This is a genomic window from Variovorax sp. GW821-FHT09B01 (assembly GCF_059418345.1).
This window is the reverse complement of sequence record NZ_JBWKPQ010000001.1, coordinates 374,729-401,651: the sequence shown is the minus strand read 5'-3', so window position 1 is coordinate 401,651 and position 26,923 is coordinate 374,729. Positions and strand designations below refer to the sequence as shown.

23 protein-coding genes are annotated in these 26,923 nt (G+C 71.6%); 15 read left to right on the top strand and 8 right to left on the bottom strand.

The window, feature by feature from the left end; translation table 11 throughout:
• The first annotated feature begins 107 nt into the window (after positions 1-107).
• Genes AC07RV_RS01730 through AC07RV_RS01675 form a run of 12 tightly spaced genes read left to right on the top strand, consistent with a single transcriptional unit; the run spans position 108 to position 12,919 of the window.
• Positions 108-854, top strand: a complete 747-nt coding sequence (locus AC07RV_RS01730) for an amino acid ABC transporter permease (protein WP_296779699.1) — start codon at positions 108-110, stop codon at positions 852-854.
• Positions 844-1,680 carry an amino acid ABC transporter permease gene (locus AC07RV_RS01725; protein ID WP_296779696.1) on the top strand — a complete coding sequence of 279 codons (837 nt, stop codon included), beginning with the start codon at positions 844-846 and terminating at the stop codon, positions 1,678-1,680. The genes AC07RV_RS01730 and AC07RV_RS01725 overlap by 11 nt, the downstream gene beginning before the upstream one ends.
• The gene (locus AC07RV_RS01720; protein WP_296779694.1) at positions 1,667-2,545 is read left to right on the top strand and encodes an amino acid ABC transporter ATP-binding protein; all 879 of its coding nucleotides are present in this window, start codon (positions 1,667-1,669) and stop codon (positions 2,543-2,545) included. The genes AC07RV_RS01725 and AC07RV_RS01720 overlap by 14 nt, the downstream gene beginning before the upstream one ends.
• Before the next feature lie 16 nt (positions 2,546-2,561).
• Positions 2,562-3,197, top strand: a complete 636-nt coding sequence (locus AC07RV_RS01715) for a cysteine dioxygenase family protein (RefSeq protein ID WP_296779692.1) — start codon at positions 2,562-2,564, stop codon at positions 3,195-3,197.
• Positions 3,194-4,462 (top strand): cystathionine beta-lyase, encoded by a 1,269-nt coding sequence (gene metC, locus AC07RV_RS01710; protein ID WP_296779690.1) that lies wholly within the window; start codon positions 3,194-3,196, stop codon positions 4,460-4,462. The genes AC07RV_RS01715 and metC overlap by 4 nt, the downstream gene beginning before the upstream one ends.
• A gap of 47 nt (positions 4,463-4,509) precedes the next feature.
• On the top strand, positions 4,510-6,669 hold the full coding sequence (locus tag AC07RV_RS01705) for a hydantoinase/oxoprolinase family protein (protein WP_296779688.1): 2,160 nt from the start codon (positions 4,510-4,512) through the stop codon (positions 6,667-6,669).
• Positions 6,666-8,381 carry a hydantoinase B/oxoprolinase family protein gene (locus tag AC07RV_RS01700; protein WP_296779685.1) on the top strand — a complete coding sequence of 572 codons (1,716 nt, stop codon included), beginning with the start codon at positions 6,666-6,668 and terminating at the stop codon, positions 8,379-8,381. The genes AC07RV_RS01705 and AC07RV_RS01700 overlap by 4 nt, the downstream gene beginning before the upstream one ends.
• Complete coding sequence (locus tag AC07RV_RS01695) at positions 8,378-10,096, top strand: hydantoinase B/oxoprolinase family protein (protein WP_296779682.1); 1,719 nt, start codon at positions 8,378-8,380, stop codon at positions 10,094-10,096. The genes AC07RV_RS01700 and AC07RV_RS01695 overlap by 4 nt, the downstream gene beginning before the upstream one ends.
• 43 nt (positions 10,097-10,139) lie before the next feature.
• Positions 10,140-11,747 carry an ABC transporter substrate-binding protein gene (locus AC07RV_RS01690; protein WP_296779680.1) on the top strand — a complete coding sequence of 536 codons (1,608 nt, stop codon included), beginning with the start codon at positions 10,140-10,142 and terminating at the stop codon, positions 11,745-11,747.
• 26 nt (positions 11,748-11,773) lie between these two features.
• Positions 11,774-12,184 carry a VOC family protein gene (locus tag AC07RV_RS01685; RefSeq protein WP_296779678.1) on the top strand — a complete coding sequence of 137 codons (411 nt, stop codon included), beginning with the start codon at positions 11,774-11,776 and terminating at the stop codon, positions 12,182-12,184.
• Positions 12,185-12,239: 55 nt separating this feature from the next.
• Positions 12,240-12,506, top strand: coding sequence for an antitoxin (locus AC07RV_RS01680; protein WP_296779676.1), 267 nt, complete (start codon positions 12,240-12,242; stop codon positions 12,504-12,506).
• Between the two features lie 8 nt (positions 12,507-12,514).
• Positions 12,515-12,919 (top strand): type II toxin-antitoxin system VapC family toxin, encoded by a 405-nt coding sequence (locus tag AC07RV_RS01675; protein WP_296779674.1) that lies wholly within the window; start codon positions 12,515-12,517, stop codon positions 12,917-12,919.
• A gap of 183 nt (positions 12,920-13,102) precedes the next feature.
• Here AC07RV_RS01675 and AC07RV_RS01670 read toward each other — a convergent pair whose 3' ends face one another.
• The 4 genes from AC07RV_RS01670 to AC07RV_RS01655 are packed head-to-tail and all read right to left on the bottom strand — an operon-like array spanning position 13,103 to position 19,088.
• The gene (locus AC07RV_RS01670; protein ID WP_296779672.1) at positions 13,103-14,833 is read right to left on the bottom strand and encodes an ABC transporter ATP-binding protein; all 1,731 of its coding nucleotides are present in this window, start codon (positions 14,831-14,833) and stop codon (positions 13,103-13,105) included.
• A gap of 1 nt (position 14,834) precedes the next feature.
• Positions 14,835-15,812, bottom strand: coding sequence for an ABC transporter permease (locus AC07RV_RS01665; protein ID WP_296779670.1), 978 nt, complete (start codon positions 15,810-15,812; stop codon positions 14,835-14,837).
• A 43-nt stretch (positions 15,813-15,855) separates the two neighbouring features.
• Positions 15,856-16,839, bottom strand: coding sequence for an ABC transporter permease (locus AC07RV_RS01660; RefSeq protein ID WP_296779668.1), 984 nt, complete (start codon positions 16,837-16,839; stop codon positions 15,856-15,858).
• Entirely contained in the window at positions 16,836-19,088 is a 2,253-nt protein-coding gene (locus tag AC07RV_RS01655; protein ID WP_296779666.1) for a rhodanese-like domain-containing protein, read from the bottom strand. The genes AC07RV_RS01660 and AC07RV_RS01655 overlap by 4 nt, the downstream gene beginning before the upstream one ends.
• A 180-nt stretch (positions 19,089-19,268) precedes the next feature.
• Between AC07RV_RS01655 and AC07RV_RS01650 the strand changes: the two genes are divergently transcribed.
• Positions 19,269-20,288 (top strand): tripartite tricarboxylate transporter substrate binding protein, encoded by a 1,020-nt coding sequence (locus tag AC07RV_RS01650; RefSeq protein ID WP_296779664.1) that lies wholly within the window; start codon positions 19,269-19,271, stop codon positions 20,286-20,288.
• Positions 20,289-20,306: 18 nt separating this feature from the next.
• On the opposite strand, the gene AC07RV_RS01645 is transcribed toward AC07RV_RS01650, so the two are convergent.
• The gene (locus tag AC07RV_RS01645) at positions 20,307-21,785 is read right to left on the bottom strand and encodes a SidA/IucD/PvdA family monooxygenase (RefSeq protein ID WP_296779662.1); all 1,479 of its coding nucleotides are present in this window, start codon (positions 21,783-21,785) and stop codon (positions 20,307-20,309) included.
• Positions 21,786-22,071: 286 nt separating this feature from the next.
• Here AC07RV_RS01645 and AC07RV_RS01640 point away from each other — a divergent pair, with 286 nt between their 5' ends.
• Entirely contained in the window at positions 22,072-23,010 is a 939-nt protein-coding gene (locus AC07RV_RS01640; RefSeq protein WP_296779660.1) for a CysB family HTH-type transcriptional regulator, read from the top strand.
• On the opposite strand, the gene AC07RV_RS01635 is transcribed toward AC07RV_RS01640, so the two are convergent.
• Genes AC07RV_RS01635 through AC07RV_RS01625 form a run of 3 tightly spaced genes read right to left on the bottom strand, consistent with a single transcriptional unit; the run spans position 23,007 to position 25,347 of the window.
• Positions 23,007-23,615, bottom strand: a complete 609-nt coding sequence (locus AC07RV_RS01635; protein WP_296779658.1) for an alkylhydroperoxidase domain protein — start codon at positions 23,613-23,615, stop codon at positions 23,007-23,009. The genes AC07RV_RS01640 and AC07RV_RS01635 overlap by 4 nt on opposite strands.
• Positions 23,616-23,620: 5 nt before the next feature.
• Positions 23,621-24,253 carry a CMD domain protein gene (locus AC07RV_RS01630; protein WP_296779656.1) on the bottom strand — a complete coding sequence of 211 codons (633 nt, stop codon included), beginning with the start codon at positions 24,251-24,253 and terminating at the stop codon, positions 23,621-23,623.
• A complete protein-coding gene (locus AC07RV_RS01625) occupies positions 24,250-25,347 on the bottom strand; it encodes a putative FMN-dependent luciferase-like monooxygenase (protein WP_296779654.1) in 1,098 nt (365 codons plus the stop codon). Before AC07RV_RS01625 ends, AC07RV_RS01630 begins: the two co-directional genes overlap by 4 nt.
• 205 nt (positions 25,348-25,552) lie before the next feature.
• Between AC07RV_RS01625 and AC07RV_RS01620 the strand changes: the two genes are divergently transcribed.
• Positions 25,553-26,908, top strand: a complete 1,356-nt coding sequence (locus AC07RV_RS01620) for an LLM class flavin-dependent oxidoreductase (RefSeq protein ID WP_296779651.1) — start codon at positions 25,553-25,555, stop codon at positions 26,906-26,908.
• The last annotated feature ends 15 nt before the right edge of the window (positions 26,909-26,923 follow it).

The following is a 26,923-nucleotide window of genomic DNA, read 5'->3' as shown; positions in this document are numbered from 1 at the left end:
CCGTTCGCCGTGAGCGGCGCCCCTGAACCGGCGCCGCGCCCTGCCCTTTCCGTTCGCGCCATGAAGCCACGCTCCTCCACCGACACGCCATCGTCGGCGCGCCAGCCATGAACGACGCCGGACTGCTCGCGCAGGCCGTGGCCGCGCTCAAGACCCTGGGCCTCAACTACGCCTTCGTGCTCGATGCGGGCGAGCGCCAGGCCTTCCTGCGCGGCCTGCTCGTCACCTTCGAGCTCTGCGTGCTGACCGTGCCCTGCAGCCTCGCGGCCGGCGTGGCGATCGCGGCCGCGCTGACCTCGCCGCGGCGCTGGGTCGCGCTGCCGGCGCGCGCCTTCGTGGAGGTCACGCGCAACACGCCGACGCTGGTGCAGCTCTATTGCGCCTTCCTCGTGCTCAACATGCTGATCACGCAGCAGCTCCAGGGCCTCGGCGGCAATCCGCTGACGCCCTTCGTCTGGGTGGTGATCGTGGTCGCGCTGCACAAGGGCGTGTTCCATGCCGAGGCGCTGCGCGCGGGCATCGATGCGGTGCCGCGCGTCACGCTCGAGGCCGCGCGCTCGCTGGGCTTCTCGCAGCGCCAGCTGCTGTGGCGCGTCGAGCTGCCGCTGGCGCTGCGCTTCGCGCTGCCCTCGCTGGTCAACAACCTGGTCGACCTGGTGAAGATGACGGCGGTGGCCTCGGCCATCGCCGTGGGCGACGTGACCTACGAGTCGATCATGATCTGGACGCAGCGCGACAACGTGCTCGAGCTGCTGCTGTTGATCCTGCTGTACTTCGGCCTGCTGACCTGGCTCGTGAGCCTGGCCGGGCGCTGGCTCGAGGCGCGCTGGCGGATGCCCGGCTATGGCCAGTGAGATTGCCGCGACCCCGGCCGCTTCCCCGCTCGGCGCCCATGCCGGCGCAGGCTTCATCGCGCACCTCGATCCGCGCCGCCATCCCTGGCTCGCCGCGCTGGCCGCCGTGCTGCTGCTGGTCGCGGCCTGGACCGCCACCGGCACCACGCCCGTCGCGCTGCGCCATCTGTGGCAATGGTCGCCCACGCTGCTGCTGGGCCTGCTCACCAACGTCCAGATCAGCGTGCTCGCGATGGCGATCGGCACCGCCGCGGGCCTGCTGGTGGGCGCGCTGTCGTTCTCGCCGTTCGCACCGGTGCGCGGGGCCACGCGCTGGTACGTGCAGTTCTTCCGCAACGCGCCGGTGCTGGTGCTGATCTATTTCACCACCTACGTGTTTCCGTTCGAGCTGCGGCTGGTCGCCTGGACCGTGCCCTTCCCCGACTGGCTCAAGGTGGTGCTGGGCCTCGCGCTGCCCACCAGCGCGGTGGTGGCCGAGATATTCCGCGGCGCGATCCAGTCGATCCCGAGCGCGCAATGGGAGGCGGCGCAATCGCTGGCCTTCCGCCGCGGTGAGATCTTCCGGCTGATCGTGCTGCCGCAGTGCCTGCGCCGCATGCTGCCGCCGTGGATGAACCTCTACGCGAGCATCACGATGAGCACGGCGCTGTCCTCGCTGGTCGGCGCGCACGACGTGGTCGACGCGGCCCAGGTCGCGAGCAACACGGTGGCGCGCACCGACTTCACGGTGCTGGTCTATTTCACGCTGCTCGCCGTGTTCTTCGCCTACTGCTACCCGATCGCCCGCGCCACGCGCGCGCTGGAACGCCGCCATGCCCGCCACTGAGACCGCCACCCTCCTCTCCAACACGCCCCTGGTCGCCCTGCGCGACGTGGAGCTCGCCTTCGGCGCCAACGCGGTGCTGCGCGGCATCTCGCTCGAGGTGCAGCGCGGCCAGGCGGTATCGATCATCGGGCCCTCGGGCTCGGGCAAGTCGACCATCCTGCGCTGCATCACCGGGCTGCTGCGCCCGCAGCGCGGCGAGATCCGCGTCGGCGACACGCGCGTGGACGCGCTGCGCGCCGAGGCCGAGTTCATCGCGCTGCGCAAGCGCGTGGGCTTCGTGTTCCAGCAGTACAACCTGTTCCCGCACCTCACGGTGCTCGAGAACCTCGTGATCGCCCCCACGCGCGTGGCCGGCCGCGAGCGCGCCGCCGCCGAGCGCGAGGCGCGCGAGCTGCTCGACAAGGTGCGGCTCTCGCACAAGGCCGCGGCCTATCCGGGCGAGCTCTCGGGCGGGCAGCAGCAGCGCGTGGCGATCGCGCGCGCGCTCGCGATGCGGCCCGAGCTGATGCTGTTCGACGAGGTGACCTCGGCGCTCGACCCCGAGACCGTGGGCGAGGTGCTGACCGTGATCCGCGACCTGGTGCGCGAGGGCCTGACCTGCGTGCTGGTGACGCACGAGATGCGCTTCGCCGAGGAGATCAGCGACACCGTCTACTTCACCGAGGCCGGCGTGATCGTCGAGCACGGCCCGCCCGCGCGCATCTTCCGCGCGCCCGCCAGCGACCGCACGCGCGCCTTCCTGCATCGCGCGCTCGGCGACGGCGCGCGCGACCGCTCCGACGAGGCGGACGCCGCCGTGCCCGCGCGCCGCCCCGCCCCCTTCCCCGAAACGCCGCCCTTCGACCGGCTGCGCTTCGCCCTCTGACCCACCGAGGCTCCCCATGACCACATCCCAGAACGACACGACCGCCATCGCGGCACAGCGCCGCATCGCCGTCGACCAGGCCCTGGCCGACATCCGCGCCATCGCCGCCGCCCAGCCACTCGACCGCGCGGTGCTCGCGCGCATCACGGCGCGGCTCGAGAAGCTCGCGGCCAACGCCGCCCTGTTCACGCGCGAGGACTTCCCGCCGCCGGCCGCGAGCGAAGGCGTGGGCGCCTCCACGCGCTACCGGCTCAACCCCGGGGATGGCGACGACGACGTGGCGCTCTACCTGAACTCGATCAATCCCGGCAAGACCTCGATCCCGCACAACCACACGACCTGGGCCACCATCGTGGCGGTCGAGGGCCAGGAGGAGAACCGCGTCTACCGGCGCACCGACGACGGCAGCGACCCTGCACGCGCGCGGCTCGAACTCGAGCGCGAGGTGACGGTGCAGCCCGGCACCTCGATCGCCTTCCTGCCCGAGGACCTGCACAGCATCCACGTGATCGGCGACCGGCCCACGCTGCATTTCCATCTCTACGGCCAGCCGCTCGAGACGCTGTCGCGCCGCATCGGCGTGAACCTCGAGACCGGCGCGATCGTCAACTACAACGCGACGCAGCTGCAGCCGAGCAAGGCGGTGGCATGAGCGCGGGCAACGGCTTGCACGACGCGACGCGGCTGCTGCATGCGGGCGCGCCGCAACTGCGCGCCGGCTCGGGCCCGGTCAACGTGCCCGTGGTGCGCACGAGCACCGTGCGCTTCGAGAACACCGCGGCGCATGCCGATCATCACCACCGCCGCACCGCGGGCGAGCGCGTGGCCTCCTACGGCCGCCATGGCCTCGACACGCACCGCGCGCTCGAGGATGCGGTGACCGCGCTCGAGGGCGGGCACCGCGCCTTCCTCACGCCCTCGGGCCTGTCGGCGATCACGCTGGTGCTGCTCGCGCTGCTGTCGCCCGGCGACCATGCGCTGGTGGCCGACGGCGTGTATGCGCCGCTGCGGCGCGTCGACAGCACCCTGCTCAAGCGCCTGAACATCACGGTCGAGTACTTCTCGCCCGCGCACGACGACCTCGCGAGCCTGCTGCGGCCCAACACGCGGCTGCTGTACCTCGAGTCGCCGACCTCGCTGCTCTACGAGGTGCTCGACCTGCCCGCGCTCAGCAAGATCGCGCGCGAGCGCGGCGTGACCGTGGCCACCGACAACACCTGGAGCGGCGGCTGGTTCTACAAGCCGCTCGCGCTCGGCGCCAACATCTCGATCCAGGCCGCCACCAAGTACATCTCGGGCCATTCCGACCTGATGCAGGGCATCGTGGTGGTCGACAGCCCCGCGCTGGCCGCGAAGCTGCTGAGCGCGCACGAGGCGCTGGGCCTGACCATCGGCGCCGACGACGCCTACCTGGCGCTGCGCGGCCTGCGCACGCTGCCGGTGCGGCTGGCGCAGCACCAGCGCAATGCCACCGAGGTCGCGCGTTTCCTGCAGCAGCAGGCGCAGGTCGGCCGCGTGTATTACCCGGCGCTGCCGGAGGACCCGGGCCATGCGCTGTGGCGGCGCGACTTCAGCGGCGCGAGCGGCCTGGTGTCCTTCGCGTTCCGCGATGCCACGGCCGCCGAGGCCGATGCCTTCGTCGACGCGCTCACCCTGTTCGGCATCGGCGCCTCGTGGGGCGGCTACGAGAGCCTGGCGCTCGCGGCCCAGCCCGAGCGGCTGCGCGAGCACCGCCAATGGCAGGGCAATGCGCCGGTGGTGCGGCTGCATGTCGGTCTCGAGGATCCGGGCGACCTGGTGGCCGACCTGGCGCGGGCCTTCGCGAAGGCGACGCCGACAGCAACCGCTCCCGCACCCGCGCCGGCCCCCGCCGCGGCGCCGTTTCGTGAATTGAGCGCAGGCGCGCACCTGCTCTGAGTCTTTCCGTCCTCTCCCGTTCTTCCCGCTTCTCCCGTACCGCCGCCATGTCCTCGCACTCCTCCTCCCCCACCGTCCCCGTCATCGACCCCCGCGTGCGCGTGGCGGTCGACGTCGGCGGCACCTTCACCGACATCGTGCTGCTGCGCGGCGAGCGCAAGCACACCGTGAAGGTGCTCACCACGCCGGCCGCACCCGAGCAGGCCGTGTTCGACGGCGTGGCGGAAGTGCTGCAGCACGCCGGCGCGGCCTGGGCCGACGTCGACCTGCTGATCCTCGGCACCACGCTGGCCACCAACGCGCTGATCGAGCGCAAGGGCGCACCCACGGCACTGCTGACCACGCACGGCTTCCGCGACCTGGTCGAGATCGGGCTGGAGGACCGCTTCGCGCAGTACGACGTGTTCCTCGACAAGCCGACGCCGCTGGTGCCGCGCCACTGGCGCCACGGCGTGGTCGAGCGCACCGACGCGGCCGGCCGCGTGGTCACGCCGCTCGACGAGGCCCAGGTGGCCGTGCTCGCGCGCCAGCTCGTGGCCGACGGCATCGAGAGCGTGGCCGTGTGCTTCCTGCACGGCTATGCGAACCCCGTGCACGAGCGCCGCGTGCGCGAGCTGCTGCGCGAGCGTGCGCCGCAGCTGTGGGTGTCGCTGGCCTCCGACGTCTGCCCCGAGATCCGCGAATACGAGCGGCTCTCGACCGTCAGCGCCAATGCCTACGTGCAGCCGCAGGTGGCCGGCTACCTGCGCCGGCTGCGGGAAGGCGCGCGCGAACGCGGCCTGAAGGCCGAGCCCTTCCTCATGACCTCGGGCGGCGCCATCACCACCCTGCAGGCCGGCATCGACGAGCCGGTGCGGCTGGTCGAATCGGGCCCTGCGGGCGGCGCGGTGCTCGCGCGCCAGGTGGCCGAGCAGATCGGCGCCACGCGCGCGCTCTCGTTCGACATGGGCGGCACCACGGCCAAGATCTGCTTCATCGACGACTACCAGCCGCAGCTGAGCCGCAGCTTCGAATTCGGCCGCGTGCATCGGCACCTCAAGGGCTCGGGCCTGCCGATCCGCATCCCGGTGATCGAGATGGTGGAGATCGGCGCCGGCGGCGGCTCGATCGCGCGCGTCAACCACCTGGGCGTGGTGCAGGTCGGCCCCGACAGCGCGGGCTCCTCGCCCGGTCCGGCCGCCTACGGCCTGGGCGGCGAGCAGCCGACCGTGACCGACGCGCATGCCGCGCTCGGCGCGATCGACCCGGCGCGCTTCGCCGTCGGCAAGGTGCGGCTCGATCCGCAGCGCGCGCGCGCCGCGCTGCTGCAGGGCGTGGCGGCGCAGACCGGGCTCGAGGTCGAGGCCGCCGCGCAGGCGGTGGTCGAGATCGTGACCGAGAACATGGCCAACGCGGCGCGCGTGCATGCCTCGGAACTCGGCAAGGTGGCCGAGGAGAGCACGCTGATCGCCTTCGGCGGCGCGGCGCCGCTGCATGCGGCGCTGCTGGCGCGCAAGCTCGGCATCGCGCGGCTGGTGATCCCGAACTCGGCCGGCGTGGGCTCGGCGCTGGGCTTCCTCTGGGCGCCGGTGGCCTACCAGACGGTGCGCAGCCTGCACCAGCGGCTCGACCGCATCGACCACGCGGCCGTGGGCCGGCTGCTCGACGAGCTCACCGCCACCGCCGACGACGTGGTGCTGCGCGCCGCGCCCGGCGCGCCGCTGGTGCGCCAGCGCGTGGTGTTCATGCGCTATGCGGGCCAGGGCCACGAGATCCCGGTCGAGCTGCCCGAGGGCGCGTTCGACGCGGCCGCCAGCGCCGCGCTGCATCAGCGCTTCGAGGCGCGCTATGCCGCGCTCTACGGCCGCAGCCTGCCGCACATCGCGGCCGAGGCCGTGAGCTGGTCGGTCGCGGTGGAGGCCGGCGGCCGCGCCGCGCCCGAGGCCGACGGGCTCGTGGCCGACGAGGGCCGCGCTACGGCCTCGGCCACGCGCGAGCTCTACGACGCCGAGACCGGCCGCTGGCAGGCGGTGCCGGTGTACGAGCGCGCCGCGCTGCGGCCCGGCCTGTGGATCGAGGGCCCGGCGCTGGTCGTCGAGGACGAGACCACCACGCAGCTGATCGCGGGCTTCGAGGCGCGCGTGAGCCGGCTCGGCGCGCTGGTGCTCGACGACACCACGGCCGTGCGGCACGACGAGGAAGAGCAGGCAGCGGCGGTGGCGGCATGAGTGCTGCCAGCGCTGCCAACGGGCGCCAGGCGCTGCGCCAGCAGCTCGTGTGGAGCCGCCTGCTCGCCGTGGTCGAGGAACAGGCGCAGGCGCTGATACGCACCGCCTTCGGCACGCCGACGCGCGAGGCCGGCGACCTGTCGGCCGGCGTGTTCCTGCCCGACGGCCGCATGGTGGCGCAGGCCGTGACCGGCACGCCGGGCCACGTCAACTCGATGGCCGACTCGGTGCTGCATTTCCTGTGCGCCTTTCCGGCCCACACCATGCGCGACGGCGACGTGTTCGTCACCAACGATCCCTGGAAGGGCACGGGCCACCTGTTCGACGTGGTGATGGTCACGCCGGTGTTCCACGGCGGCCGGCTGGTGGCGCTGTTCGCCTCGACCGTGCATGTGGTCGACATCGGCGGCGTGAACGCCGGCCCCGATGCGCTCGAGATCTACCACGAGGGCCTGTTCCTGCCGCCGCTGCGCTTCGCGCGCGACGGCGTGCTCGACGAGTCGGTGCTGGCCATCGTGCGCGCCAACGTGCGCGAGCCCGAGCAGGTCGAGGGCGACCTGCATGCGCTGGTGGCCTGCAACGCGGTGGGCGCGACCCGGCTGCAGCGGCTGCTGCGCGAGTTCGGCATGGACGACCTGCAGGCGCAGGGCGACTACGTGATCGAGCGCTCGGCCCAGGCCATGCGCGCCGCGCTGGCCGACTGGCCGCGCGGCACCTGGCGCAACCACATGACCGTGGACGGCTACGACACGCCGGTCGAGCTGCATGCGGCGGTCACGATCTCCGACGACGGCATCCTGGTCGACTTCGCGGGTACCTCGGGCACGGTGGCGCGCGGCATCAACGTGCCCAAGGCCTACACCGATGCCTACACCTCCTTCGGCATCCGCTGCCTGATCGGCGCGGACGTGCCCAACAACTCGGGCTCGCTGGCGCCGATCCGCGTGATCGCGCCCGAGGGCTCGATCGTCCATGCGCTGCCGCCGGCGGCCGTTGCCACGCGCGCGGCCATCGGCCAGATGCTGCCCGACCTGGTGTTCGGTGCGCTGCGGCAGGCACGGCCCGACCGCGTGCCGGCCGAGGGCGCGTCGTCGCTGTGGAACATCCGCCTGTACGGCGGCCAGCCGATCGAGGGCGGGCCCAACGACGCGCTGCGGCGCGCGCGCCGCTTCAACATCGTGAGCTTCAGCACCGGCGGCACCGGCGCGCGGCCCGGCAAGGACGGGCTCTCGGCCACCGCCTACCCGAGCGGCGTGCGCAACGTCTCGCTCGAGATCCTCGAGACCCAGGCCCCGCTGCTGTTCCGGCGCAAGGAGTACCGGCCCGATTCGGGCGGCGCGGGCACGTCGCGCGGCGGGCTGGGCCAGGTGATCGAGGTCGAGAACGCCGATGGCGACCCGATGGTGCTGTCTGCCACCTGGGACCGCGTGCGCTTTCCGGCGCGCGGCGCGCTCGGCGGCGGCGACGGCGCGCCGGGCACCGCCCGGCTCAAGCATGCGGGCACGACCTTGCGCGGCAAGGGGCGCCAGCTCGTGCCGGCCGGCGAGGTGCTGGTGGTCGAGACGCCCGGCGGTGCCGGCCTCGGCGATCCCGCGGATCGCGATCCGGCGCTGATCGCGCGCGACCTCAAGGCCGGGCTGGTCAGCCACGCGGCCGCCGCCCTTCCCTCTTCTTCTTCCTTCGCCCCCGAACTTTCGGACCACCACGCATGAGCTCCATACCCAAGCCCGCGGCCCCCGCCGGCCGCCAACTGATCCGCCACCAGCTCGCCTGGAACCGCCTGCTCTCGGTGGTCGAGGAGCAGGCCCAGACGCTGATCCGCACCGCCTTCGGCACTTCCACGCGCGAGGCCGGCGACCTGTCGGCCGGCGTGTTCCTGCCAGACGGCCGCATGATCGCGCAGGCCGTGACCGGCACGCCGGGCCATGTCAACTCGATGGCCGAGTCGGTCAAGCACTTCCTGCGCCGCTTTCCGATCGAGACCATGGAAGACGGCGACGTGTTCCTCACCAACGACCCGTGGAAGGGCACCGGCCACCTGTTCGACATGACCATGGTCACGCCGGTGTTCCATGGCGAGGGCGAGGCGCGGCGCGCGGTCGCGCTGTTCGCATCCACGCTGCACGTGGTCGACATCGGCGGCATCGGCTCGAGTCCCGACGGCCTGGAGATCTACCACGAGGGCCTGTTCCTGCCGATTCTGCGCTTCGTGCGCCGCGGCACGGTCGACCCGGCGGTGCACGCCATCATCCGCGCCAACGTGCGCGATCCCGAGCAGGTCGAGGGCGACCTGTTCGCGCTCGTGGCCTGTAATGAAGTCGGCGGCCGGCGGCTGCGCACCCTGCTGCGCGAGTTCGGCCTGGCCGACCTCGAGGCGCTCGGCGACTTCGTCATCGCGCGCTCAGCGCAGGCCATGCGCGAGGCGCTGGCCGAATGGCCGCGCGGCACCTGGCACCACACGCTGGTGGCCGACGGCTACGACGCGCCGATCACGCTGCAGGTGGCCGTGACCATCGGCGACGACGGCATCGACGTGGACTTCGCCGGCACCTCGGGCACGGTGGCGCGCGGCATCAACGTGCCCAAGGCCTACACCGACGCCTACACCTCCTTCGGCATCCGCTGCCTGGTGGGCGCCGACGTGCCCAACAACGCGGGCTCGCTCGCGCCGATCCGCGTCGCCGCGCCCGAGGGCTGCATCCTGCATGCGCTGCATCCCGCGGCCGTGACCGCGCGCCACGTCATCGGCCAGCTGCTGCCCGACGCCGTCTTCGGCGCGCTGCGCCAGGCCCGGCCCGACCGCGTGCCGGCCGAGGGCTCGTCGTCGCTGTGGAACCTGCAGCTCGTGGGCGGCGAGGTGCTGGCCGGCACCGCGCCGGCCGATGCCGAGGCGGTGCGCCGCGGCCCGCGCTTCAACGTGATCAGCTTCAGCACCGGCGGCACCGGCGCGCGCCCCGGCAAGGACGGCCTCTCGGTCACCGCCTACCCGAGCGGCGTGCGCAACGTCTCGCTCGAGATCCTCGAGACCCAGGCGCCGCTGCTGTTCGAGCGCAAGGAGTTCCGCGTCGACTCGGGCGGTGCCGGCACGGTGCGCGGCGGCCTGGGCCAGGTGATCGAGGTGCGCCATGCGCAGCCCGACGCGGCCTTCCTGATCGCCGCCGCCTTCGACCGCGTCGACCATCCGGCGCGCGGCGCGCTCGGCGGCAGCGACGGCGCGCCGGGCCGGCTGCGGCTGGCCTCGGGCCGCGCGCTGCGCGCCAAGGGGCGCCAGCTCATTCCGGCCGGCGACAAGCTGGTGGTCGAGACGCCCGGCGGCGGTGGTCTCGGCGATGCCGCCCAGCGTGCCGAAGCCGCCATCGCGCGCGACCTGCGCGAAGGGCTGGTGACGGCCGCGCCGGTTCCCGCGACCGATGCCGCCGTTGCCTGATTTCTTTCCTCTTTTTCTTCTTTCCGTTCTCGCTCCTCCCACCATGTCTTCCCTGCTCCGCCCCCCGCACCTCCGCCGCGCCGCCGTCGCGCTGCTGCTCGCCGCCGGCCTCGCCGCCGCCACGCAGGCTGCGCCGCCCAACCACAGCGGCACCCTGACCCTGCTGTCGACCAGCGAGCCGACCGCGCTCGTCACCATCGGCAATGTCGCCACGCCGATCCTCAGCGTCAGCGCCAAGGTCACCGAGGGCCTGCTCAAGTACGACTACGACGTCAATCCGCAGCCGCAGCTGGCGACCAAGTGGGTCATCAGCCCCGACGGCCTGACCTACACCTTCACCCTGCGCCAGGGCGTGAAGTGGCACGACGGCAAGGACTTCACCTCGGCCGACGTCGCCTACTCGATCGAGCTGTTGAAGAAGATCCATCCGCGCGGCCGCAACACTTTCGCCAACCTCACGGCCATCGACACGCCCGACAAGTACACCGCGATCCTGCGGCTGTCGAAGCCCGCGCCCTACCTGATCCGCGCGCTGGTCGCGACCGAGACGCCGATCGTGCCCAAGCACGTCTACGAGGGCACCGATCCCGCGAACAATCCGAACAACAACGCGCCGATCGGCACCGGCCCGTTCAGGTTCAAGGAGTGGGTGCGCGGCAGCCACATCGTGTACGAGCGCAATCCCGAGTACTGGGACAAGCCCAAGCCCTTCATCGACCAGCTGATCGTGCGCTTCGTGACCGACCCGGCGGCAGCCGCCGTGGCCTTCGAGACCGGCACCGTCGACCTCGGCTACCGCACGCCGGTGCCGCTGGCCGATCTCGAGCGGCTCAAGAAGGTGCCCGCGCTGCGCTTCGAGACCAAGGGCAACAGCTACTCGTCGAACGTGACCCGGCTCGAGTTCAACCTCGACAACGAGTACTTCAGGAACGAGAAGGTGCGCCAGGCCGTGGCCCATGCCGTCGACCGCGGCGTGATCGTGAAAGTGGTGAACTACGGCTACGGCCAGGTCAGCTATTCACCGATCGCGCCCGGCCTCAAGGCCTTCCACGATCCCGCGCCCTCGCCCTATGCCTTCGACCTCAAGAAGGCCAACGCCCTGCTCGACGAGGCCGGCTATCCGCGCAAGGCCGGCGGCGTGCGCTTCAGCGTGCCGCTGGACTTCAACCCCATCGGCGCCGATGGCCCGCGCCTGGCCGACTACCTGCGTTCGACCCTGGCACGCATCGGCATCGCGGTGACGGTGCGGGCACAGGATCCGAGCGCCTTCATCAAGCGCATCTACACGGACCGCGATTTCGCGTTCACGCACAACGGGGCGAGCAACCTGTTCGACCCGACCGTGGGGGTGCAGCGGTTGTACTGGTCGAAGAACTTCATCAAGGGTGTGCCGTTCTCGAATGGCACGCACTATCAGAGTCCTGTGGTGGACAAGCTGCTCGAGGATGCCGCGGTGGAGAACGATCCTGCGCGGCGGTTGAAGCTGTTCAAGGAGTTTCAGGATACGGTGGCGCGGGATGTGCCGGATTTGAATCTCTATCAGCCTGTGTTCATCACTATTGCCAATCAGCGGGTGCATGACCATTCGTTGACTGCGGATGGGGTGGAGTCGAATTTGGCGGATGTCTACGTTGACGAGGCGAAGAAATAAGCGCTTCGTTCATTCCGGCGAAGCTGGTGCCAGAACTGCTGGTCGCGGATGTGCATGCGAGCCTGCGGTTCTGGTGCGACCTCTGTGGGTTCTTGGTCGTCTATCACCGGCTGGACGAGGGGTTCGCCTACCTCGATCGCGAGGGGGCGCAGGTGATGCTCGAGGAGCGAGGACGGGGGCGCAACTGGGTCACCGGGGCGCTGGAGACGCCGTATGGACGCGGGGTGAATTTTCAGGTGGGCGTGCGGGCGCTGGGGCCGATCCTCGAGGCGCTGGCGCTTGCGCGGTGGCCGTTGTTTCTGGCGGCCGAGCAGAAGTGGTATCGCAAGGGGAACGTCAAGGTGGGGGTGCATCAGGTGGTGGTGCAGGATCCGGACGGGTATCTGGTGAGGTTTTCGGCGGGGATGGGGGAGCGGCCATCGGGCCCGCTTCCTTGACTGCCCTGCGATATGTATATACATTGATATATACATTGCATCTTCAGGAGCGGCCATGCAGCAATCCATCGCCAAACTCTTCGCCACCGGAGGCAGCCAGGCCGTGCGTCTGCCAGCCGAGTTCCGGTTCGACGGCACCACCGAGGTCTACATTCGACGCGACGAGGCCACCGGCGACGTCATCCTGTCCACGCGCGCCCCGGCGGACTGGCGTGCGTTCATCCGGATGCGCGACCAACAGGGTGTCGTTCCTCCCGATGCGCTGCCCGGCCGCGAGCAGAGCGAAGAACAGCGCGATCCTTTCGAAGGCTGGAAGGAATGACGCTGTACATGCTCGACACCAATGCGGCGAGCGAAGCGATCCGTGGCAATGCCGCCTTCGACGCACGCCTGCAAACCTTGACGCCGGGACAGTGGTGCATTTCCGCCGTGACCTGCTCCGAACTGAGATTCGGCATTGCCCGACGTCCCGAGGCCGTGCGGCTGCATCGGATCGTGCAGGAGTTCCTGCGCATCGCGCCGATCCTGCCCTGGGACGCGCAAGCGGCAACGCGGCATGGCGACCTGCGTGCCCACTTGAAGGCGGGCGGTACGCCCATCGGTGATTTCGACGAGATGATCGCAGCCCATGCGCTGGCGGTCGGCGCCGTCGTCGTGACTGACAACACGCGGCACTTCGCGCGCGTGCCGGGCCTGGTGCTCGACAACTGGCTTCGGGCGCCGACCGGGCATTGATCCGGATCCCCGCAAGGTCAGGGAGAAGCGCCCCTTGCTTGCAGAAGTTTCCGATCCGACTTGCTGCAGCGGGGATCGTCGGCCCGGTGGCCCCATCGATCCGCCAATGCTTCTTCCTCGGCCAACCCAATCAACACATCGGCCGGAATCCCCATCCCCTCCGCCGGCGTTTTCGCAGCAACCTCAGGCCGCCTTCCTCTGCTCCGCCCCCGGCACAGCCGCAATCAAGCTCCGCGTATACGCATGCCGCGGCCGATCCCAAATATCCTGATACCCCCCCGTCTCCACGATCTTCCCCTTGTTCATCACCATCACCCGATCCGCGATGTACCGCACCACCGACAGATCGTGCGAGATGAACAAGTAGGAGAGCCCGAAGTCCTCCTTCAGCTCCACCAGCAGGTTCAGGATCTGCGCCTGCACCGACACGTCGAGCGCCGACACCGGCTCGTCGAGCACCACCAGCGACGGCCGCAGCACAAGAGCGCGCGCGATGCCGATGCGTTGGCGCTGCCCGCCCGAGAACTCGTTGGGAAAGCGCCGTGCCGCGTCGGCCGGCAGGCCCACGCGCTCGAGGATGGCGGCGATGCGGTTGCGGCGCTCGGCGCGGTCGTCCACGCCATGCACCTTGAGCACCGACTCGAGGATGTCGAACACGCTGCGCCGCGGGTTCAGCGACGCATAGGGATCCTGGAACACCATCTGCACGCGCCGCCGCCAGGGCTTGAGTGCCTTCTCGGAGAGTGAAGCGATGTCGGTGCCATCGAACACGATGCGCCCGCCCGCCGGATCCACCAGCCGCAGCAGGGTGCGCGAGAGCGTGGACTTGCCGCAGCCCGATTCGCCGACCAGGCCCACGGTCTCGCCCGCGCGGATGTCGAAGGACACACCGTCGACCGCATGCAGCACGCCGCCGCCGCGCGTCGGATAGTCGGTGCGCAGGTCCTGCACCGACAGCAGCGGCTCGCCGGCCGCGGCGCGCACGGGCAAGGCACGCACCTTCGTATTCGGCTGCGGCACGTGCAGCGCGAAGTCGCGCACGCCGGTCGCGGGATCGAGCCGGGTCTGGATCTCGGGCAGGCGCGCATCCGCGTAGTGCAACGCGCTGCCGGCATGCAGCGAGGCGCCGAGCAGGCCGCGGGTGTAGGCATGCGAAGGGGCGGCGAAGAGCTTCGAGGTCGGTGCCTCCTCGACCTTCTCGCCGCCGTACATCACGGCCACGCGGTCGGCCCACTGGGCCACCAGGCCCAGGTCGTGGGTGATCAGCAGCAGCGCCATGTCGAGCTCGCGGCGCAGGCCGTCGAGCAGCTCGAGGATCTGCGCCTGGATGGTCACGTCGAGCGCGGTGGTGGGCTCGTCGGCCACCAGCAGGCGCGGCTTGCAGGCCACGGCCATCGCGATCATCACGCGCTGGCGCTGGCCGCCCGAGAGGTTGTGCGGATGGTCGTCGATGCGCCGCTGCGGCTCGGGGATGCGCACCAGGTCGAGCAGCTCGATGGCCCGCCGGCGCGCCGCGGCGGCCGAGAGCTTCTCGTGGCGGCGCAGCGTCTCCTCGATCTGCGCGCCGATGGTGTGCACCGGGTTCAGCGAGGTCATCGGCTCCTGGAAGATCATCGCGATCTCGCGCCCGCGCACCTCGCGCAGCGCTGCCGGCGACAGCGCGAGGATGTCGCGACCGTCGAAATGGATGCTGCCGCGCAGCGCGGTGCCGGGCGCGAGCAGGCGCAGCAGCGCCAGCGCGGTGGTCGACTTGCCGCAGCCCGACTCGCCGACCAGCGCCAGCGTCTCGCCGCGCTGCAGCGTCAGGTCCAGCCCGCGCACGGCCTGGATCGGGCCGTTCGAGCCGTGGAAGAAGACATCGAGGCCGCGCACATCCAGCAGCGGCGGCGCGATCGTCACTGGTTCGAGCGTCATCTCAACGCCCCCTCAAACGCGGGTTGAAGGCATCGTTGAGGCCGTCGCCCACGAGGTTGAGCGCGAGCACGGTGAAGACGATGGCCGCCCCCGGCAGCGCCGTGAGGTACCAGGCGGTGCGCAACAACTCGCGGCCCTGGCCGATCATGCTGCCCCACGACACCGCATTGGGGTCGCCCATGCCGAGGAAGGACAGCGCCGACTCGATCAGGATCGCGCTGGCCACCAGCACCGAGGTGGTGACGATGACCGGCGGCAGCGCGTTCGGCAGCATCTCCTGGAAGATGATGCGCGCATGGCCGAAGCCCTGGCTGCGCGCGGCGAGCACGAACTCGGTCTCGCGCAGCGCGCGGAACTCGGCGCGCACCAGCCGCGCGATCACGGGCCAGGAGGCCAGGCCGATGGCGAACACGATCACCGGCACCGAGGGCTGGCCGATCGCCACCACCACGATCACGAACAGAAACGAGGGCATGGTCTGGAACAGCTCGGTGATGCGCACCAGCACGTCGTCGACCCGGCCGCCGAAGTAGCCCGCGGTGGCGCCCACGAGGATGCCGATCGCGAGGCTCAGCACGGCCGCGACCACGCCCACCGCGAGCGAGATGCGCGCGCCGTGCGCGATGCCGGCGGCGACGTCGCGCCCGAGCGAATCGCTGCCCAGCGGATAGGCCGCGTCCTGGCCCGGCCACAGCAGCGGCTGCGCGACCATGTCGAGCGGATCGCCCGGATAGAGCAGCGGCGCGAGCAGGGCCAGCACCAGCATGGCCAGCAGCAGCACCACGCCCGCCATGGCGGAGGGGTTGCGCACGAAGGCGCGCAACGCGGCGCGGCGCGCCGAGACCGGGCGTGCGTCGACGGCGGCGACGACGACGGCAGCGGCCGGCGTCGGCGGCGCGGGTGGTTCCGCGCGGCGTGGCGCCGTTGCCGGCGCGGGCGCTTGCGCGAGGTTGGAGTCGAGCAGGAAGGGAGTGGACATCGGTGAGGAACCAGAAGAGCGTGAAGCGGTGCGCGCGCGGAACTCAGCGCACCTGGATGCGCGGATCGAGCAGCGCGTGCAGCAGGTCGACCAGCATGTTGGCCACGATCACCAGCAGCGAGGACATCAGCAGCACGCCGAGCAGCACCGTGTAGTCGCGCCCGGCCACCGAGTCGAAGGCCAGCCGGCCGAGGCCGGGCCAGCTGAAGACGGTCTCGACCACCACCGCGCCGCCGAGCAGGGTGCCCAAGTGCATGCCGGCCACGGTGGTGACCGGGATCAGCGCGTTGCGCAGCACGTGGCGCATCGTGACGGTCCACGGATGCAGGCCCTTGGCCTCGGCGGTGCGCACGAAGTCCTGGCGCGACACCTCGAGCATGGCCGCGCGCGTGAGCCGCGAGAAGATGGCGATGTAGAAGCCCGCGAGCGCGAGCGCCGGCAGCACCAGGTGGCGTGCCACGTCGACCGCGTGCTTCAGCCCGGTGTAGCCCGCACCGATGGTCTCGCTGCCGCCGGTGGGCAGCCAGCCCAGGTGCACCGAGAACAGCACGATCGCCATCAGGCCGAGCCAGAAGCCCGGCGTGGAGTACAGCAGCAGCGCCAGCACAGAGAGCGTGCGGTCCTGCCAGCGGCCCGCGCGGGTGGCCATGATGGTGCCCAGCGCGATGCCGATGGCGAGCGCGAAGCCCAGCGCGGTCAGCATCAAGAGCAGCGTGTTGCCCAGGCGCGCGCCGATCAGCGCCACCACCGGCATGTTGTAGCGCGGCGAAACGCCGAGGCTGCCGTGCGAGAGGTTGTAGAGGTAGCTGCCGAGTTGCTGCAGCACCGGCAGGTCGAGGCCGAAGTGGGCGCGCAGCTGCGCCATGCTCTCGGCCGTGGCCGAGCCCGATTCGGCCGCCACCACGTCGGCGGCGTCGCCCGGGATCAGCTGCATCAGCACGAAGTTCAGCAGGATGACGCCGATCACGGTCGGCACGGCCTGCCAGGCCGTGCGCACCAGGGTTCGGCCGGCGCTTCGCAGGTTCATGGCGCCACCGCCGCGTCGGCCGTGGCGGGCGCGACCAGCCGGATGCCCACGTCGCCTTCGCGCTCGAGCTGGGCCACGAGCCCGATCTCCCAGTCGAGGTACTGCTGGAAGCCGGCATTGCGCGCCGCCAGGTCGGCATGCGCGTAGGGGCTGTACCAGTGGTCGTCGTCGCCGGTCAGCACGCCTTCGCCGCCCTGGCCGGTGGGCAGGCCGGCCGCGACCCAGGCCTGGGTGCCGCCCGCGAGCGCGAGCACCTCGCGCGCGCTGCCGTCGCGGGCCAGCCGTGCGATGAGTTCGGCCGCGACCGCGCCGGCCAGCACGCCGTCGGACGAGACCAGCACCACACGCTGCGTGGCGGGCAGGCCGGCGATGAATTCCTCGAGCCGGTCGGGCACCGCGAAGCGCGCGCCCGCGACATGGCGGCGCTCGTAGGCGGCGCGGCGCTCGATGTCGAACACCGCGACGCTGCCGGCGTCGAGCGCCGATGCGAGTTCCCGCACCGCGATGCGCGGCGCGCGCGCATGCAGCGGCAGCAGCTTCACGGGCTCGGGGCCGAGCACCAGCACCGGCAGCGGCGCCGGCGCATGCACGAAGACCTCATGCCCGCCGAGCTGCGCGAGCCAGGCCGCGGTGGTCAGCGCGCGCACGCCGTCCCAGTCGGCCAGCACGATGCGTGCGCGGCGCACGCCCACGTACTCGTCGGTGGCCTGCACCAGTTGGCCACCGGGCGCCCAGCGCCAGCCCTCGAGATGGCCGGCCTCGTATTCCTGGCGCGTGCGCACGTCGAAGCGGTAGAGCGAGCGTTCGCCCGCCTCGGCCTCGAGCCGTGCCAGGCCCGCGGCGTCGATGCGGCGCACGCCGGCGCGCCGGGCCACGTCCTCGGCCCGCGCGCGCGCCTGCTCGAGGCCGGCGGCCTCGGGCTCGGGCAGCGGCGCGCTGCGGCCGTGCGACAGCGTGCGCCCGGCCAGCAGCCAGGCCATGGTGCCGTCCTTGAGCGAGACCACGGGGTTCGGGATGCCCGCGTCGATCAGCGTCTGCGCGCCGACGATGCTGCGCGTGCGGCCGGCGCAGTTCACCACCACCAGCGTCTCGGGACGCGGCGCGAATTCATGGATGCGGTAGACCAGCTCGGCGCCCGGCAGGCTGTGGGCGAACGGCAGGCTGAAGTCGGCGAATTCCTCGGGCGTGCGGCTGTCGACCACCACGATGTCGTCGCCGCGTTCCACGCGCTGGTGCAGCTCGTCGACCGAGATCCACGGCGTGTGCTTGCGGTGCTCGATGACCTCGCCGAAAGCCTTGCTCGGTACGTTGCTGCCGCTGAACAGCTCGTAGCCCGCCGCGGCCCAGCCCGCGGTACCGCCGGCCAGCACCGACACGTTGCGCCAGCCCAGGCGCACCAGCTTGCCGGCCGCCTGGTGGGCCAGCGACTCGTCGGCGTCGGTCAGCACGATGCGGGTGTCGCGGCGTGGCACCAGGCGGTCGATCAAGAGCTCCAGCCGCCACAGCGGCGCCGAGGCGGCCAGCAGGATGTGGCTGCGCACGAAGACGCCGGTCTCGCGCACGTCGAGCAGCGCGATCTCCTCGCCGTCGGACAGCGCGGCCTTGAGCGCCGCCGGCGCGATCGCCGGATGGCGGACGTTGCGCGGCGGGCCGAACCGGCGGTAGCTGCCGCCGGCCGTGCCTTCGAACACCACGCGATGCTCGAGCCGCTCGAGCGCGCGGCCGTAGAAGTGCAGGTGCCGGCCGTCGAGGCCGTCGACCAGCTCGATGGTGTGGACATCGCTAGGCGTCAGCACCACCGCGCTGCCCGCGGCCACGTCGACCACGCGCGTCTGCACGAGGTCGTCGCGCGCCGGGTCGGCGGTCTTCTCGCGGCGGTAGAGCACGTTGCGCTCGTTGCCTTCGACGCCGGCAATGATCGCCCAGGTCGTGTGGTCGTGCGGCGGCTGGGCCTTGCCGGCCAGGCCCGCCGAGAGATACAGCGCGAAGCCGCCATCGGCGTCCTCGGCCAGCCGGTAGACCTGCGCGGGGCGCTCGGCATCGATCGGGAAATGGGCGGCCGGAAACAGGTCGGCGCGCCGGCCCAGGGCGATCAGCGCATCGGCCACGGGCTGCAGCTGGGCATGGCCCTCGCCGGGGCCGGCGGCCAGCAGGCCGCGCGCCTGCACGAGGAAGGCGTCGACGGCGCGCGCGCGCTCGCTCGCGAGGTCGTTGCCCGCCGTTTCGACGGGGAGTTCGGAGAGGCTCATAGGGGACTTTCGAGGGGAAGGCGGGGAAGCGGGAACACGGCCCGGGGCCGCGGTGTGGGCAGGGTATGCGCCTGACCGGGCCGGCCGAACGAAGTTTTTCTTCTACGCATATCCGGTTTGCTTCGTTGGACGCGCGCGCGCCCGCGCCTACGGTCGGCGCATCCTCGAACAAGACACCCAATGACCTCCCTGCCCTTCCCGACCCGCGGCGCGCGCCGCGCCCTGCTGCGTGCCACGCTGGCCGCGCCCGTCCTGCTCGCCGCCTTCACGGCTTCCGCCCGCGCCGCCACCGACGAGGCGGCCGGTTTCCCCTCGAAGCCGGTCCACATCGTGGTGCCGGTGGCCGCCGGCGGCAGCGCCGACAAGCTCACCCGCCTGATCGCCGAGCGCCTGACCGAGCGCTGGGGCCAGTCGGTGGTGGTCGAGAACCTCGGGGGCGCCAGCGGCACCATCGGCGCCGCGCGCGTGGCCAAGTCGCCGGCCGACGGCTACACGCTGCTGCAGCAGGGCGAGGGACTGACGCTCAACGGCATCCTGTTCGACCGCCTGCCCTACGACGGCCAGAAGGCCTTCACGCCGGTGATCAAGGCGGTGGTCAACCCGCAGATCCTGGTGGTCAACCCGAAGACCGGCATCGCCGACTTCCGCGCCTACCTCGCGCGCGCCAAGGCGCGGCCGCACTCGATCAGCCTGGGGCTGCCGGGCAACGGCGGCATCGCCCACGTGGCGCACGAGATGATCGGCCAGGAGACCGGCGCGCAGGTCAACTACATCCCCTACTCGGGCGGCGGGCCGGCCACGCTCGACGTGCTCGCGGGCCATGTAGACGCCACGCTGATCACGCTGGCCGCCGTGACCGACCACGTGCGCGCCGGCAAGCTGCGCGCGCTCGCGGTCACCACCGACTACCGCTCGGGCGCGCTGCCCGAGGTGCCGACCATGGCCGAGGCCGGGCTGCCTGGGTTCGCGGTCGAGAGTTGGCAGGGCTATTTCGCGCCGGCCGGCACGCCGCCGGCCGTGGTCGCGAAGATCAACCGCGACATCCAGGCCGTGATCGCCGCGCCCGAGACGCGCGCCAAGCTCGAGGACATGGGCTTCAAGGTGACCGGCGGCTCGCCGGCGGACCTGGGGCGCACGCTGGCGGCGGAGCGGATCCGCTATGCGAAGACCATTCAGACGGCGGGGATCTCGCTGCGCTGAGATCCCGCCGTCATCCGTTCAGGCCGCCTGCAGCCGCGCCTCCCCCTGCCACAGCGCGCCCGCATAGAGCTCGGGCCCGAAGTCCGGCGCCACCTCGGCGCGCGTGCGTGCCTCGTGCAGCGGCAGGTCGGCCAGAACCAGGTCCTCGCTGATGCGGCGCACGATGGCCGGCACGTAGCCGCGCATGCCGGGCACGTCGCCCAGCGGCAGTCCGGTGCTCGCGAAGCCGCCCGGGTTGTAGACGTGGATGTCGCGCAGCCACGGCGCCGTGCCCCCCGTCTTCTCGACCAGCTCGAGGCCCGTGCCCAGGTAGGGCGCGGCCGCGAGTTCGTCGTCGCGCTCGTGCGCGGGCGCCTCGAAGCGATCGCGCCAGCGCAGCACCAGGTCGGCGATGCCGGTCAGCTCGGGGCGCTCGCTCAGCTCGTGGCTGTAGCCGGTGCCGGCGATCGCGAAGTCGAAATGGAAATGCTCGTCGTGCACGTGGGCCACGAGCTGGTTGCCGTTCTGCGTGACGCCGCGCCACGGCGCGCCCAGGTGCAGGTGGAAGTTGGGGAAGGCCAGCACGCGCTGCACCGAGTCGGGCGGCGGCGTGGTGCCCAGGCGCCGGTAGCGCGCCGCATGGTGCCAGCGCGTGGCATCGGGCAGCGCGAAGTAGTTGTCGTACAGGCCCGGATAGCCGCGCACGCGCGCCACCGGCGTGGCCGCGAGATGGTCGCGGCGCGCGAACAGGTGCACGGCGGCCGCGCCATGCTCGAGCGCCACCGCGGCCGCGTCGAAGGCCGAGGCCGCCGCGCCGATCACGGCCACGCGCTTGCCTTCGAGCGCCGCGAAATCGATCGCATGGCCGGTGTGGGCCGCGAGCCCGCTGGCCACCGCGTTCGCGAGCAGCTCGGGCACGAAGGGCGCGCCGCTGCCGGCCACGCCGTTGGCGAAGATCAGCTTGCGCGCGGTCTCGATGCGCTCCTGGCCATCGACCTCGAGCCGCACGCGGAAGTGCGGCACCGCGCCCTGCCCCGCCGCCTCGAAGCCGACCAGCCGCGTGCCGTAACGCACCCCGGTGGCGGTGATGTGGCGGAACCAGTCGAGGTAAGCGGCCCAGTCGGTGCGCGGAATGCGGTCGAGCGCCGCATAGGCCTCGAGGCCGTGGCGCGATTCGTACCAGGCCTGGAAGCCCAGCGCGCTCACCGAGCCTTCGGGGCCGACCAGGTTCTTGAGCGTGCGCAGCTTGTGCATGCGCGCGCGCGTGAGCCACACGCCCGCGCGCTGCGCATCGGGCGCGGCATCGATCACGCTGACTTCGGCGATGCCCGCGCGGCGCAGCGCGAAGGAGAGCGCGGCACCGCTCTGGCCGCCGCCGACCACGAGCACATCGTGGTCGATGCCATCGTGGCGCGGCACCCAGTTGGCAGGCGCGGGGCCGAGCAGGCGCAGGGCCTCATGGGCGAAGCGGTCGCGCGGGTCGTTCGGTTCGAGGGACGTGGAGTGGTCGTTGCTCATGAGGTGATCGACAGGAGTGGCGCGGCGGATGCCGCGAAAAAAACGGGCCCCGAGGGGCCCGTTGAAACTGCATCGCCGTAGCGACCAGGAGACACTCACCCTCGAAGGCAAGAGCCCTCATTCTTCAAGAGAGCGCGGCCTTCGCGAAGCACGTAATCCGCATACGTTGATCCGTTTTTGTTCTTTGCCGCGCGGCATCGTCGCGCGATAGCCTGCGGGCACTCCCACCGAGTGCGCGCCCGGAAGGCGCATGCCCCCGCCAGAGACAAAGCCTCTTCCCGTCGCCATGAACTTCCAGCAACTGCGATCCGTGCGCGAGACCGTGCGCTGCGGCTTCAACCTCAGCGAAGCCGCCGTGGTGCTCGAGGCCTCGCAGTCCGGCGTGAGCCGGCAGATCCGCGACCTCGAGAACGAGCTCGGCATCCTGCTGTTCAAGCGCTCGGGCAAGCGGCTCACCGGCCTCACCTCGCCCGGCGACCACCTGCTGCCGATCATCGAGCGCGTGCTCGACGACAGCCTGAACCTGCGCCAGGCTGGCCAGGATTTCCTGGCGCGCGAGGAGGGCCTGCTGTCGATCGCGGCCACGCATTCGCAGGCGCGCTATGCGCTGCCGGCCGCGGTGCAGGAGTTCCGGCTGCGCTTTCCCGGCGTGCGGCTGCACCTGCACCAGGGCACGCCGCGCCAGATCGCGCAGATGCTGCTCGACGGCGAGGTCGACGTGGGCATCGCCACCGAGTTGCCGCAGAACCATCCGCAGCTCGCGGCCATCTCCTGTCGCTGCTGGACGCACCTGGTGGTGGCGCCCGCGGGCCATCCGCTGCTGACCGAAGCGCCGCTCACCATCGAGAAGCTCGCGCGCCATCCGCTCATCACCTACGACAGCGGTCTCACGGGTCGCTCGCGCATCGACGAAGCCTTCGCGCGCCATGGCCTCTCGCCCGACATCGTGCTGGCCGCGATGGATGCGGACGTGATCAAGACCTATGTGGAACTGGGCGTGGGCGTGGGCATCGTCGCCGACCTGGCCTACGACGCGGTGCGCGACCGGCGCCTGCGCGCGCTGGAAGCCGGCCACCTGTTCGGCGAGAACCGCACCCAGCTCGCGGTGCGCCGCGGCGGGCATCTGCGCGGCTACATCCATGCCTTCATCGATGCCTTCGCGCCCGGCATGGCGCGCGAGGCGATCGCGCGCGCCAGCGCGGAAGTGCCGCCCGACGACGCCTAGGCGCCTGGCTGCTGCGGCTCGCCCAGCGAGAGCATCAACCGGTTCGCCCAGTTGAAGAAGGCCGCGCCGTGGATCACGTCAGCGATCGCGAGATCGTCCAGGCCCTGCGCGCGCAATGCCTCGATGTGCTCGGTGCCGAAGCTGGACGGCGTGGACGACAGCGCCACCGAAGCCGCGACGATCGCGTCCCAGCGCTCGCCGAGCGCGGCCGTCGTGCCCTCGTCGAGCAGCCGCTGCACGTCGTCCGAACGCTGCGAGAAATGCGTGGCGAAGCGCGCATGCACCGAGGCGCAGTAGATGCAGCCGTTGTGGCGCGAGGCCGCGGCCGCGGCCAGTTCGCGCTCGGCGCGCGGCAGGCCGGCCTCGGGGTTGTAGAAGATGTCCTTGTCGGTGCGCGTGCGCGCGCCGAGGATGTCGGGATCGCGCGCGAGCAGCCGGAAGTACGGCGACTTGGCGCGCGCCGCATCCACCAGGCCCGCGAAGTGGCGCTCGGTGAGCTCGGCTTCGGGCAGCGGCTCGAGCCAGGGCAGCCATTCGAGCTGCGCCTGCGTGAAGCGCGTGGGGTGCGCGTTGTCCGGATAGCTCAGGGTCGATTCGGTGGCCATGGCGTTCAGTCGACGGAAGTGATGGGATGGCGCGCCAGCGTGCGCAGGCCCGCGACGACGCGGATCTGGAACGCGAGGAAGGCCACGAGCTGCGACAGGGTCACGATGCCGGTGGACGACCAGCCGGCATCGAGCAAGGCCTGCAGCGCGGTGGGGCTGGCATCGCGCGGATGGAACACCAGCAGTTGCGCATGCACGAGCGCGGCCGAGAGGCGCGGGCCCAGCGTTTCGCGGTTCGCATCGGCGACTGCGTACGAGGGGCCGGGCGTGTCCTCGACGCTCAGCGGGCCCGCGGGATAGCGACCGTACGGGCCCTTGGCGGCGGCGCGTTTCGCTTCGTCGGCGATCGCCTCGGCCACGCCCGCGCGTGCGCGCTGCGCGGCCAGGCGCTGCGCATAGAAGCGCGCGACCTCGGGCTGCTCGTGCAGCGCGGTCACGAAGGCCGCGATGGCGAAGCGGTCCGCGATGTCGAAGTCCTCGGGCACGGGCGGCGTCGGCGCGAACAGCGCGAGATAACTCTGCTGCGCGTTGAGGCGTGCCTGTTCGCGCTGCGCGCGCAGGCGGTCGAGCGGATCGCCGGGCGCGATGCCGACCAGCTGGTCGATCACGTCGGCGACGGGAGGGGTGATGGCGGTCATGAGGTCTGGAGGGAAGGAATGTCGGTGGAGGCCACAGCCGTGTCGCGCTGCCAGCCTAGCGCCGGCGCGACCTCGGTGGCGACGAGCTCGATCGAGCGCAGAATCGCCGCATGCGGCGGATCGACCGAGTGCACCTGGCACACGAGGTCGGTGACGCGCGCGAGCGTGCTGTCGGCGGAGAGCGAGGCGATCACGTCCTCGGGCGTTCCCACGTGCACGTCGTAGGCCGCGATCAATTGTTCGAGCGGGGCCTCGGGGCCCGCGCGGTCCGCGAGGCCACCGCCGCCCGAGGCCGCGAAGCGCGCGGCCGAGCGGCGCAGGCCGATCTCGGCCAGACGCAGCGCCTCGACGCGCGTGTCGGCCACGAAGACGCTGCGCGATCCCACGATGCGCGGCGTGGCGCCGGCGGGCAGCGCGGCCAGGTAGGCATCGACGATCGGGTCCTGCAGTTCGGCCAGCGTCGCATCGGGTGCTTCGAGCGTGCGCGGCTGGGTGCGCGAGAGCATCAGGCCGTCGCCGGCCTGGCCCGCGCGCGTGCCGCCACTGACGGAGAAAGTCGCCTGCCAGATCCGGCCCAGCAGTTGCGCGCCCGCGGGGTACAGCGTGTCGCCGCCCGCGAGCGGCCGGCCGGCCCAGGCCGCGCGCACGGCCGCGAGCTGCCGCGCGAACAGCGCCGGACGCTCGGCCGCATCGAGGCCGAAGGCGGCGAAGGCCTCGGGCGTGCCGCCCGTGCCCACGCCGATTTCGAGCCGGCCGCCCGTGAGCAGGTCCAGCACGATGGCGTCCTCGGCCACGCGCAGCGCGTTCTCGAGCGGCAGGGTCACGATGCCGGTGCCCAGGCGGATGCGGCGCGTGCGCGCGGCCACGTGGGCCAGGAAGACGAAGGGCGAAGGCAGCCCGCCCTCGTGTTCGTGGAAGTGGTGCTGCGCGACCCAGGCCGAGTCGAAGCCGAAGGCCTCGGCGTGCGCGATCTGCGCGGCCACCAGGCGATAGCGCTCGGCCGCGGGGGCGTCGTCGAGCAGCCGGCTGAAGAAGCCGAGGCGCTTGCGCACCGTCGGTCGTTGGGCGGAGGGTGCGTGCGAAGGCTCGGGCATGAAGCGGAAATTGTGGCGGCCGAGGCCTGCGCCGCCTGCGAAGAAAAAGTCGCATGCATATGCGCAAACCGAGGCTGCGCCACCCGGCCGCCTTGCCAAATGCAGTGCGCGCCTAAGGAAGTGCGAATCCCTTCTTTCCGCGCGAGCGGGCACCGACTTAACCTGCCGCCGCACTTTTGCGCGCACCCTCCGACCACGAGTTCCCATGGCCACTTCCTCCCGCCAGATCAAGCTGGGCGCCTTTCTCATGCAGACCGGCCACCACATCGCCGCCTGGCGCCATCCGCAGGCCCAGGCCGACGCGGGCAGCAATTTCCGCCACTACGTCGAGCTCGCGAAGCTGGCCGAGGCCGCGAAGTTCGATGCCGTCTTCCTGGCCGACTCGGTGGGCGTGCGCAGCAGCGAACTCGCCTCGCTGTCGCGCACCGCGCGCAGCGACCACTTCGAGCCGCTGACCCTGCTGTCGGCGCTGGCCGCGGTCACCGAGCGCGTCGGCCTGATCGCCACCGTGTCGACCAGCTTCAACGAGCCCTTCAACGTGGCGCGCAAGTTCGCCTCGCTCGACCAGATCAGCGGCGGGCGCTCGGGCTGGAACCTCGTGACCTCGAGCGGCACCGGCGAGGCGCAGAACTTCAACCGCGACGAGCACTTCGAGCATGCGCTGCGCTACGAGCGCGCGGCCGAGTTCCACGACGTGGTGACCGGCCTGTGGGACAGCTGGGAGGACGACAGCTTCGTGCGCGACAAGGACAGCGGCCAGTATTTCCACGAGGACAAGCTGCACGTGCTGCATCACAAGGGCAAGCATTTCTCGGTGCGCGGGCCGCTCAACGTCTCGCGTTCGCCGCAGGGCCGGCCGGTGGTGGTGCAGGCCGGTGCCTCGGAGGCCGGCCGCGACCTCGCGGCACGCACGGCCGAGGTGATCTTCGTCGCCCACCAGACCTTCGACGAGGCGAAGAGCTTCTACCGCGACATCAAGGACCGCGCCCAGGCCTACGACCGCGAGCCCGAGTCGATCAAGATCATGCCGGGCATCTTCCCGGTGGTCGGCCGCACGCAGGACGAGGCCGAGGAGAAGTTCGCGCTGCTGCAGGACCTGGTGCACCCGGTGGTCGGCGTCTCGCTGCTGTCGAACGTGATCGGCGGCTTCGACTTCTCGGGCCTGCCGGTCGACGGCCCCGTGCCCGAGCTGCCCGAGACCAACGGCCCCAAGAGCCGGCAGCGCCTGCTGCTCGACCTCGCGCGGCGCGAGAACCTCAGCATCCGCGACCTCTACCTGCGCATCGCGGGCGCGCGCGGCCACCAGCAGGTGGTGGGCACGCCGCAGAGCATCGCCGACCAGCTGCAGCAGTGGTTCGAGGAAGGCGGCGCCGACGGCTTCAACATCATGTCGCCCTGGTTCCCGGGCGGCCTGCAGGACTTCATCGAGCTGGTGCTGCCCGAGCTGCGCCGGCGCGGCCTGGTGCGCACCGAGTACGAGGGGCGTACCTTGCGCGAGCACCTGGGGCTGCAGCGGCCGCGGCATGGGCAGCGCCGGGCCGCGGTGAGCGCCGCCGCATAGCTGCGCGCGACCGGC